Here is an 11,774-nt window from a genome sequence, read left to right as displayed (position 1 = left end):
AAAGCAGAAAGCAGAAAGCAGAAAGCAAAATAGAGATAGAAACAGAAAAGCCATCACCTTTCAGCGATGGCTTTGTTTATAGATTACTTAGTCTTTACCAACTTACTTTGGATCAAGACCCAGTTTTTGTAGAACAAGTTTAAAGTTCTCACGACGCTCTTTCACGTTGTGAACATCACCTGTCGAACAAGTTAGATCTGGACAGCCACGGTTAACGATACCAGAAACGTCATCGATAAATTGAGAACCACTCATACCATTATCAACGTACTTCTTGATTTCGCTGTAGTAGTTCCAATCTGCGTATTGACCGCCTTCATCGTTGTAAGCCTGTACAGATGTTACCCAGTAGAATAGACCTGCAATCCACTTGATCTCTTTGTTCTCTTCAGAACTACAGATCAAACCAGGGTTTGAACAGAAATCAAGCTCAGCGTATAGCGGGTTCGCCGGTGGCGCTTCAACGGTTACACCATCAATTGTTTTACCAATTGTCTCTGGATCAACGTGTGAACGACCTAAGTAGTGGTTAAGCGTACCAAAGTTTTGACGACCAGTAGTTTGAATTACACCACGGCCCCACCAACCACAACCTTCAACACTTTCTTGACTGCTGCCGTCCCAAATAAACTTACCTGCTTTTTGACCAACGTAAGTCTTACACTCATCACGTTCCCAAACTTGCTTAGAGGTATCTACGCTTTCTGGAACATCATTACAGTGACCGTTGTTTGTCCAACGACCAGCCGCACCATTTACAAGCAGACCACGCTCTTCAAGCACTGCATCAGGCGCTGCAAATACTGGCGCTGGCGCACCGTACCATTTAGCGTGCGTAAGTGCGCTCACTTCCATCTTGCTATCACGTGGACAAGAGTAAGCGTGATCTAAACCAGAAACTGGGTTTACACCATAATCAGCGTATTTCTGACCTAGCTGACCACAACTTGCTGTCATTGGGTAATCTGCTGGCGCACCGTATTTTGTTTCAGACCAGTTGTTCTCATCACACGCGTTGTAACGAATCGTTTCCTGCATACTTTGCGCTAGGAATGCTGCAATCGCGACTTTTGCGTATTTGATGTTGGTTGCATCGTCAACGTTCTCATCCATCAACCAGAACTTGTTGCCTGCAACACCGATGTTGTGCATTGCATTCAAACCATCTAGGAAATCATTCCATTTGTAAACGCTTGATGGAATCCACTGTGATTGCGGAGTTTCGTATAGGAACGCTTCGTTATCCATCGCATTTTCAGCGTCAGCTAGCTGTTGGTTCAACGCTTCAATGCTAGTTAGTGAACCTTTTTCTAGCTCTTCACCTACGTAATACAGTGGTACTTTCGCATCTTGGTAACGCTCAATCTTAGCCGTTAGCTCTTGGCTATCTTGATCAAACGTTAGCGCAAATACGTTGCTAAATGCCGCTTTACGTAATTGTGGTTTACCCGCAGTGTCACCCATGAAGTAACCTGCAGCTTGATTTGTTGGCATATTAGCCAGCATCGCTGGTGTCTTCACGTAGTCAGATACTTGCTTCACGTATTCTAGCGCGTTGTGCCATTGTTCGCTTGTCAGTGCCTCTGTTGCACTTGATTTCGTGAATACAACGAAGTCTGCTTTGTTTGCCGCATCCGCTTTGTATAGCTCTAGCGTTGCAAGTAGATCAGCACTAAATACAGATGCTTCATCCCATACAGACTGACGACCAGAGTGAGTATCGTATGCGAAATCGCCAATGCTTAGTGACCAACCAAATGTTGCTTCAGGAGCAAGCGTCGTGATGATTAGGTTATGCGCTTGCGCCCAGCCTTTCACATCATCCGTCAGCGCATTAATCGCCTCGATGTCAATTTGGCTACCAGTGATATCCATCGCGTTCGTCAAAGCTTGTTTAACCGCAACTGTACCAATCGATGCACCTTTGTCTTGAGTCGCTAGATCAAGTACATCACTGCTGATGATGAGCGATGAAGTACCCGCTAGCTCTGCTTGTTCGATGATAGAAACAAATGCACGAGTAAGTTGATCCACATTTGCTAATACGTCGCTGTTCGCAGCTTCAATCGTTACTGTTGCTGGCGCGTCTGTGGATGGGCTAGCAACAACAAATGTATTTGGCCAACCAGCAACCTCTAGACGAACTGGGTCCATTGGGTTTTGTAGCGATAGCAATGGCGCTGTGCCTGGCTCAGTACCGTCACAGTTTAGGTGCAATGACCATGAAGCATCGCTGCCTGGTACCGATTGAGTCCAGTAAATCGCAGAGTAAGCGATGTTTTTGTGAACCATGATGTCGCCGCCAGTTGCGTGATCACCACGAGTCCAATCCGGGTAAACATTGAAATCCGCACATAGACCGCCTGGCGGTGTTACTGGTGGTGGTGTAACCGTTTCTTCTTCAACTGTAATACGCACTTGCGCCGTTGAAGATAGGTTTTGTGCGTCTGTCGCAATCGCTTTAAGCGTTACATTGCCCGCTTGCTTAGCTTTCCAGTTACATTCAAATGCATTTGTTGTTTTAGCATCAAATGAACAGATTTCTTGGTTATTCGCTTTAACCACAACTTGAGATAGATCTTGGTCAGTATCGGTTGCACGAACAGAGATTGATACCGTTGCATCTTTATCAATTGTCGAACCGTTAGTTGGCGTTACGAATTTCACTTCCGGCGCAACGAATATCTCTTCTGACTCTACAGCAACCGTTAGAATGTTTTGCTTAACAATCTGGTTCGCTTGGTCAAGAACCACAATTTTAAGGTTTGCATTACCGATTTCGCTTGGTGTCCACTTTTGCGAGTAAAGTGCTTGGTCAGCATTGATAACACGCTGACCTAGCTTGCGATCATTAGCCCAAAACTCAAGTTTTGTGATCAACTCACCATCGACGCGAGCTTTAATAACCGTCTCTTCACCAACAGTGAAAACTTGACCTTGAGTTGGAGCAACAAACGTTAACTCATGAACTTCAGGTTCTACTGGTGGATCAATCTCTTTCGCTTTAACCGTAATACTTACGGATTGTTCTTGCGTCAGACCTGAAGCGTCTTCAACAAGCGCTTTGATAGTGTGAGCTCCCTCACCTACCGCTGTCCAACTTGCTTGATAAGGGGCTTTAGACACGCTAGAAACTTGTGTGCCATCGACAAAAAATGTCACCGCTTTCACGCTTGTATTGCTTGCTTTTACATTCGCTAGCATTGAAACGCTCTGGCCTTCTACAAACTCAGCGCCATTCACTGGTGATGCCAGTTGAATTGAGATTTCTGGCTCACCAACCTCACCTTCATCATCTGCAATCAGACGAATGGTATCTTGAAGAAGAGCAAGATCTAATACACCGCTCACACCAAGTGTTAGCTCAATTTTGTCACCAGCTTGAAGTTGAGACTTAATCCAGCTGCCGTTGTCAAAAGACAAAGCAAGCGTATTGCTAAACACACTACCTTGCGCATTGCTGCTGAACTTCATGCCAGGGTAACTGATACCTTGCGCAGACCAAGATGGCGTTGACATTGACATGTTTGTATCAAACACAATCTTTGCATCACGCAGTTCAACTGGCTTAGAACCGTCGTTAGTTAGCGTAACTTTGTACGTGTTCCACCATTGGCTCTCAGAACCAACGATGGATGCGTCTGTATTAACTGCGGCCTGAGCTGCTGGCAATGCCATGCCGATCGCAAGTGCCAAAACACTTGGTATGAATGCGAGCGTATTCTTTCTCATAATTAGGAACTTATATAAACAACAATAAAATGAATACGCATTATAGGCAGGAACTTTTTTCGCGTCGCAGCGAACGGATGTAACAAAATGTAACCTGGCTTACATATGTAAAAACGCCAAAATTAGAACGTATTTTTGCGCCAAAATGATGACAAATTGAACATGAACAATAAGCACACAAAAAAGTGGGACTCTAATTCAAATTTATGGAAATGTGCTCCAGGTTAAACAAAACTACATTATCATCATAAATAAATATTAGATTTGCAAATCAATGTTTTAAGTGTATTTGAAATCTAAAAAGTTACAATATGAAAATGGTAGACACATTTACTTACATGTTGTTGTGTGAATAACCTTACAAAAAATTTAGTGCGTTTATAAAACAAACAGATTATCCAATAAATTTTGAAGACGATCACAGTTATCACTTTTCAAACTGAACTCTATTAGACAGCTGACGGAATAATAGTTCTGAAGAATGCTTTGCTACAAATTTGAAACAAAACGTCATTTTACGCATTGAAGCACATTTTATTTTCACCGTTTTAAAGATAATGAGAGTAATGGATCAGTTTGAATCCTAGTCAGCTTAAAGAAATCAAGGAGAGTTTTATATGTCATTACGTTTATTAGCAGCTACATTCGCCATGGTAGGGTTGAGCTTTGGCGCTCAGGCAAGTGCCGAATGTGAGGTTTCTGTCGATGCTAACGACATGATGCAATTTTCGACCAAAACACTGAGTGTCCCTGCGACATGTAAAGAAGTGAAATTAACCCTTAATCATACGGGAAAAATGCCAGCTCAATCTATGGGTCATAATGTCGTTATCGCAGACACAGCAAACTTACAAGCGGTAGGAACTGAGGGGATGTCGGCAGGGCTTGAGAACAACTACGTAAAACCAAACGATGATCGCGTATATGCATTTACCAAAGTCATTGGTGGTGGAGAAAGTACCTCAATTACTTTCAGTACTGAAAACATGACACCAGGCGGCGATTACTCATTCTTCTGTTCGTTTCCGGGCCACTGGGCAATCATGCAAGGCAAGTTCGAATTTAAGTAATACAAAATCAACGTCATAAATGAATATCCGTTTAAACTAAAAAGGGAAGCCTATTGGCTTCCCTTTATTGTATGTCTTTCGTGAGGTATTCATACCAATGACAACAGACACTTATCACTTATCACTTATCACTTATCACTTAAGATGATAGTCATCCATTAATAACGGTTTGTTGCGCGTAATTCGAATACAATTTTACTACATCATAAAATGGCATTGGTTTATAAAAATAGTAACCTTGGATCAGGTTAATGTCTTGTTCTGCCATAAATGCGAGCTCAATTTCAGTTTCAATGCCCTCTGCCACCGTTTCTGCTCCGGTGATTTTTATAAGCTCGGTAGTCAACCGAAACAGCTCTCGCCCATTTTTATTGTTGAGATTGAGCACCAACGAACGATCAATTTTCACTTTATCAAAGTCAAATTTGGATAAATAACCAATAGATGAGTAGCCGGATCCAAAGTCGTCCAACGCAATCTTTACACCCGCTTCTCTCAATGAACACAACACTTGGTGCGTACGGTGCTCGTCTTGTATCAACATATCTTCTGTTATTTCAAACTCAACTTGAGAATACGATAACGCACTTTTGTTAATCATATTCAGTACTTTCTCAGTAAAATCTGGCACCAGACACGTTTCTGGAGAGAGGTTTATTGAAACCTTAAATTGAGGGTGATGAGCCAATTGCGCCACTTCTTTCAATGTTGTTTCGACCACCCATAAATCCAGTTCGCTCATCAAACCAAGTTTGGAAAAATCGCTCAAAAACGTCGGTGGTGTAATTTCTCCCGATACTGAGCGGTGGCGGATCAGCACTTCGACTGAACGAATGACACCACTTAGCGCATCAACCTGTGGTTGGTAATAGAGAACGAACTCCCCTGTTTTTCTCAAATCACTGATGCGTTTCTGGGCTGCAAACTTGCTGGTGATCTCTGGGAAAAAATCCCCAATTTCTCTGCCACTCTCAACGTTTTCATAATTGAAAAAATCATCTGTTATTGATTTAGCAAACAACACATTGGTATTGCTAATTTGGTCCATCTGTTTAAAAAATGGATAGTAGATAAGCACACCAACTAAAATAATGACCAATTGCAGCGCCGCGCCTGTCCACATATTGCCTGTAGCAATATACCCGCTAACCAAAGGCGGAGTCATCCAACTCATAATCTCTGATATTGGGGCCACCATACCTGTTGACGTCGCAATATAGGCGATAATAAGTCCGATAACTGGAGCGAGCAGAAATGGCACGATCAATACAGGGTTAAAAATAATGGGTAAACCGTAGAGAACTGGTTCATTGATATTAAATACACTCAACACCAATACTGCTGCACCCAACATCTTATAGCTACGGTTCTTGGTTAAAAACAACATGCATAGCACCAAAGAAATGGTGTTACCCGCCCCCCCTAATCCCGCATAAAAGTCAAAAAAATTGGTGGTTAGAATTGGGATTGGCGTATTGAACAGCTCATGATTCTGCAGCGCCATTTGGGTCATCTCAAAGAGTTCAGCTTTATATGAGGCAAAAATGACATGGCCATTAATACCGATAGCCCAAAACAAGTTACGTACTAATTCATAGATGATGCCATCAAACAAAGAATTGGGTTCTATGTTAGGCAATAAAAAAGCCCTGATCTCAGCGACATCAAACATCAGCCCGAATAAATAGCCAAGAGCGGCATAAAACACGACCAATACCGTTGTTGCCATCAACAAGTTGTATGATTGATCAACAACATTAGGAAGATCTGAGACAAAGAACCATTTACGATCTTGCATAAAGCGTACAGACCACGCCACTGCGATAGGAACTAATATTCCTAACGGGTAGTTGCTCGGTACGACCGTCCCCTCCTGCAGTAATCCCCATTCATTGCACACAATGAAATAGATCATCAAGGACGGTGTAATAACATTTACGCGTGATACTTTGTGTAAAGAAGATAAAAACTGAGAGAAATACACCAGCAGCAATATAGGAAATAGCTTCCAAACAATCACACTGCCTGTAGCAATCGTTTCACCCATCTTTTCGTAACCGGCCATCATCAAAAGATTACCAATTAATGCACTAAAAGCAGAGATCAAAGAAACTGGCAGCAACATTACAAGGACATTGCACAGTCCGTTGACATATAAATTGGAAGAAATTGCAGTAAAAAGTCGATTAAAATATCGATTGTTCATTGGGCACATTTTATCCGTCGATGTCCGATCATTAGAGTCGCACAGGAAGTTCGCCGCAATTAAAGTCCGTTTATTTTGTTGCTCAATGAGGGAATGTCTGACTTAAGCCTATATTGATAAATGAATCATTATTGCAGAGTAATATCACTGATAACAAGCGTACGTCGTTTTCCGTTCGTTGTTTTACGACGGAGTATAGCGACGCAATCAGCAATGAACACCTGTACAATCTCAAATATATAAAGAAATTGGCGTTAGCGTCGAAGACGGTATCATTCGAGTAACAAAGCGTTGTTCGTTCAACGTTGCGAGTAGTCACTCAACAAACCGATTGAGCTCAGTTTGTTGTTTGTTCCCTAATTCAAAGGGTGCCAGTTACCTGTACACCTCTTTAAGCCTTTGGAAATACTGATGCTTCTTGCCAAAATATATTATGACGTGCTAAGCAAAAGGGCGCACATTATAGCGACTAAGTTTTTATTTCCAATCATTTTTTGTGGAAATATAGAAAGGTATGACCTGTTACTGTTCTAGCAAGACTTGTATAAGCGGACATGGTTTCGCAAGATAGTACCCTTGAACCTTATCCACACCGCATGCTTCTACAAACTCATACTCAGCTAGGGTTTCTACCCCTTCTGCCACTACTTCACAGTGTGTTACATGGCCAAGTTGTGCAACTAGGCCATACAAATCTTTACCTTTTTGATCCGTTGCGTCTAATAATAAAGAGCGATCAAGTTTGATCTTATCAAATGGATATTTAAGTAAATGTGGAAACGAGGCGTATCCAGCACCAAAGTCATCCATCGCGATGCGGATTCCCTTGGCTTGTAGTGCCTCCATAGTTTTAAGCAAAAAGAACTTATTACTCAAAATGGCTTCTTCTGTTATCTCAATTTCAAGCCATTCTGGAGAAATACCGTAGTGTGCCAACCTCGCAAATAAGTGAGGTACAAATTCTTCTTGCTCTATCGTCGCCACTGAAATATTGATTGCTACTCGTTTATCTCCTGATAATGTCATCTGTTGCATATCAGCGAACACTTTTTCAATAACCAATTTATCGAGCAAAGGCATTGAATTCAGCATCTGAAAATCTGCAATAAAAGTTGGAGGGCATAACTTCCCATCCTTATCGATATAGCGAAGTAAAGCCTCGTAAGAGAATACATTCACATCTTTTGTCGATTGCAGCTTTTGATAGAACATCACCAACTCACCCTCACGTAAAATGCTGGTTAAACGTTTCTGCGCCGATGACTTACTGATACTTGTATTGTTCGAGTCTCGAACATTATTCAGTAGCGTTTTAAAAAGTGATGTTTCTATACCTGTGTAGGCACTATTGGCTCGAAACTGCGCTGAAAACTTTCCTGCATACGCTAAGTAAAATGGTCGGTAAATCATTACACCCAAGATGATGATAACCAATTGAAGCAAAGAACCCTCAATTTGGTTCCCCATCGCAACATAGCCACTGAATAAAGGCGGTGTCATCCAATTCACAATGTTTTCAACCGGAGGGACTAAACCCGATGAGATACAGCCGTAGGTAACAAGAAAACTAACAAGCGGCACCAAGACAAATGGCACGATCAGTAGAGGATTGAAGATAATTGGCAAACCAAATAGCAATACTTCATTGATATTAAAAATTACCAAAGGCGTAGCGGCAAGTGCCAACATCAAATGATTGCGTTCTCTTGCAAACAGCAAAACACACAGTAATAGGCTAATGCTATTTCCTGATCCCCCCATCGACATAAAGGCATCATAAAAACCTTGGCTGATAACATTAAGCGTGGCATCACCTGCTTGCCACGCTGTCATATTCGCTTGAGTCGCAGCATAGATTTGTTGCTTAATGCCAAACAGCAAGTTGTGGCCATTAATACCAATAGAGCCGAGTAACCCCAACACGGTTTGGTAGATAAGCCCACCTTGTAACGTTAAAGGATCGGCAGCTAATCCATCAATGAGTCCACCGAATCCTGTCATAGCCACAGAGATAAATTGAGATAAAGCAAGGGCTGCCAACACAAATAAGAAAAAGTGCGCAACGTGTTTTAGCAATCGCGAAGAAAAATCCAACGCTTGTGGCTCTAATAGTCGTATCTTAAAGATCGTGCAATAGACGTACGTCAGCGTGGCACTTAACAACGCAATCAATGGATTGTTCGGCAGCATATACGTTGCTGATAAGCTACCGTTTTCTATCGACACTAAATAGAACAATACCAACGAATAGATGATAAATACGGCACTAGATACGTTGGTTTTATGCGACAGGTAGTAGCCTGCAACGACACAAAATGCACTCGGATAAAGGTTTATTAAAATATCCGAAACATGGAACAACAATTGTGATAGCTCTGCTAACCCCGAGACTCGACATACGTGACCGAGAAAAATAGCCAATGCATTAGATAAAGTGAGCGGAAGTAGCAACAGAGCGATCGAAGCTAGGTCTGTTAGGTAAGATTTGGAGCTATCACGCCAAGAACTTGCAATCTCAGAAAAGTGTTGTATTGGAGAACGGTTAAATGTTGAGCCTGATTGCGTTTGCATGAGCCATCTTATTGCTAAGTGTTAAATTCGTCCGCGGTTAAAACCGCTGTTTATACAACCACTGCAATAACGATATATTCACATCGATGTAAGCCAGTTTCCCTAGTATTTCAGCTCAAAAGAAGTCCAAGTGTTTCACTTCATTAGTCAACACTTTGTATGAATTTATAGTTGAAAACTTTGGATAACAAGCAACCGGTATTGCTCATTCTTTACTGAAAGGTTGTAAGGATAATTTAACGCTTATATGCGCCCCGTTCCATTTGAATTCGTTGTCGTTACAATAAATATCAATAACAACACACGTCAATTTAAAAGTAAGGACGTTGCGCTGGGTTTAGGGGGCATTTGTTTATATAAATCAGTGCTCTACATTAATAGGAAATCTTTGCTCATACAGCTCCATGAAATCTTTACGAATCAAATGTTCAAGATGATTGGCTTTATCTGTTGGACAAAAGATCATGACATGCACGATCTGCTCACCATTGATATTGCTTGAAATATGGATATGCGGCTCAGCCCCCGGAAGATCCACACCTGCATGCTTTTCTATCATCGCATTGTAGCGGTGCGCGACATCTGCGAAGTAGCTGCAGTGTTCTTCAATTTTATTGGTAAGAAGCGGCAGGAGTGGATACAAATTAACAAAATCTCGCACCACGATCGAAAAATCATGGTAAACATAGCGTTTCATAAAGTTGAGGTTTTTCACTGGATAGGTAAAAAACATACTATTTGGTAACGTTGCCGTTTTACCGGTGTAGTGATATTGACCATGATAGAGATCGATTTCTTGAATCACCGTCGCCATCATATTGTGCTCAATCACTTCCCCACACAACTTTCCAACTTCAATCCAGTCACCTATGCGAAATGAGCGTGAACTCGCCCGCTGAATGGACCCAGTAAAGCAAAGAATAATTTCTTTTGAAGCCACCACTACGGCTACCGCAATCGCAGTAAGGCTCAGGGCAAACTCGCTGATTTCAGACTGCCATAATATAAAGAGAACAATCAATGTGATCGCAAACGTGCCATTTTTGGTTCTTGACATCCAGTTGCGCTGTTCTTCGGTGATAAAGGCATCGTCGCCACGGATTCTAGACAGAATAAAGCGGCGAAGAAGCATAACAAACACTAAAATCAGTGCGGAAAAAACGACTTTGTGAGTGAGAAGAAAATCGACGACTAACTGCACTTTCTCCATTACCCGACTCCCTGTTTAGTTTGGATATTTAGCGGCTTAACACTTGAGACTCGCTCATGAGACGACAACCTTACCAAATTATTCAGTCGGTTGTCCCAATTCGCTTTCTTTAAATACGATAAACGCACGGCGGTTTAAAGCGTTCGCTTCTGGAGATTCTTCGTTGATCACAGGTTGAAGCTCACCAAAGGCTTTTACTTCCCACACAAACTGCGATGGATCGAATTTCGTCTTGAGATACGCCACCACGGTTTGCGCTCTTCGCTCCGCCAATTGTTCATTATAAGAGAGCGAGCCCACTTGGTCGGTATGACCAGCCACCATAATGCTACCCTCTAAACCTTGCAGTTTGGCGATGAAATCATCTAATTGTGAAAGCTCTTCCGGTTTTAATTCCGATTTATCGAAATCAAAGTGTGGTGTCATCGCCATGTAGACCTTACGTTCTGGTTTTGGCGGCTCACAGAAAGGCATCTCTTCGTACTTCTTCGCTTCTTCAAACATCACGTAAGCACGACGGTTTTCGGCGCGAGCTTGATCCGATGTCCCCAACGCTAGCGGCTGCGACTCACCAAAGTGTTTCACTTCCCAATCGTATTGATCTGGGTCGAGTTGTTGCTGTAGATACGTTTCTACCGATTTCGCACGGCGCATAGACAGCTTCTCATTATATTCGTCAGAGCCTTTAAAATCGGTGTGACCAACAATCGTAATGCGTCCACTCAAACCTTGAATATCACGGATGAACGCATCTAGGCTTGCCGCATCAGCTTCACGAATGATGGATTTATCGAAATCGAAATGCTCGGCAATCGCAATATGGATTTCGCGTTGCGGTGCTAAACATTCACTGATCAAAAACTTGGAGACATTGACATCGGCAAACTTTTCTCGGTTCTCTTGGCTTACATACGCATCTGCCGAACAACCTGCCAATATTACCCCTGCAATCATGCCGCTTAACAAACGAATCGTCGTTTTCATA

Annotated in this window: 6 protein-coding genes; 1 reads left to right on the top strand and 5 read right to left on the bottom strand. The window is 42.2% G+C overall.

Translation table 11 applies throughout. The features are described from left to right. Positions 1 to 102: 102 nt before the first annotated feature. Entirely contained in the window at positions 103 to 3,732 is a 3,630-nt protein-coding gene (locus tag VA249_RS16120; RefSeq protein ID WP_221071575.1) for an Ig-like domain-containing protein, read from the bottom strand. 617 nt (positions 3,733 to 4,349) lie between these two features. Between VA249_RS16120 and azu the strand changes: the two genes are divergently transcribed. Then, the gene (azu, locus tag VA249_RS16115; protein WP_221071573.1) at positions 4,350 to 4,802 is read left to right on the top strand and encodes an azurin; all 453 of its coding nucleotides are present in this window, start codon (positions 4,350 to 4,352) and stop codon (positions 4,800 to 4,802) included. A gap of 151 nt (positions 4,803 to 4,953) precedes the next feature. On the opposite strand, the gene VA249_RS16110 is transcribed toward azu, so the two are convergent. The 4 genes from VA249_RS16110 to VA249_RS16095 all read right to left on the bottom strand — a co-directional run bounded on the left by VA249_RS16110 (position 4,954) and on the right by VA249_RS16095 (position 11,773). Further along, positions 4,954 to 7,008, bottom strand: coding sequence for an EAL domain-containing protein (locus VA249_RS16110; protein WP_221071572.1), 2,055 nt, complete (start codon positions 7,006 to 7,008; stop codon positions 4,954 to 4,956). A 522-nt stretch (positions 7,009 to 7,530) separates the two neighbouring features. Beyond that, positions 7,531 to 9,579, bottom strand: a complete 2,049-nt coding sequence (locus VA249_RS16105) for an EAL domain-containing protein (RefSeq protein WP_221071570.1) — start codon at positions 9,577 to 9,579, stop codon at positions 7,531 to 7,533. A 361-nt stretch (positions 9,580 to 9,940) separates the two neighbouring features. Further along, positions 9,941 to 10,789 (bottom strand): mechanosensitive ion channel family protein, encoded by an 849-nt coding sequence (locus VA249_RS16100; RefSeq protein ID WP_221071568.1) that lies wholly within the window; start codon positions 10,787 to 10,789, stop codon positions 9,941 to 9,943. A 78-nt stretch (positions 10,790 to 10,867) separates the two neighbouring features. Next, positions 10,868 to 11,773: an OmpA family protein gene (locus tag VA249_RS16095; RefSeq protein ID WP_221071566.1), complete on the bottom strand. Its 906-nt coding sequence runs from the start codon at positions 11,771 to 11,773 to the stop codon at positions 10,868 to 10,870. Between the last annotated feature and the right edge of the window lies 1 nt (position 11,774).

This window comes from Vibrio alfacsensis (genome assembly GCF_019670485.1).
Taxonomy (GTDB): domain Bacteria; phylum Pseudomonadota; class Gammaproteobacteria; order Enterobacterales; family Vibrionaceae; genus Vibrio; species Vibrio alfacsensis.
This window is presented reverse-complemented; position numbering and strand designations above follow the sequence as displayed.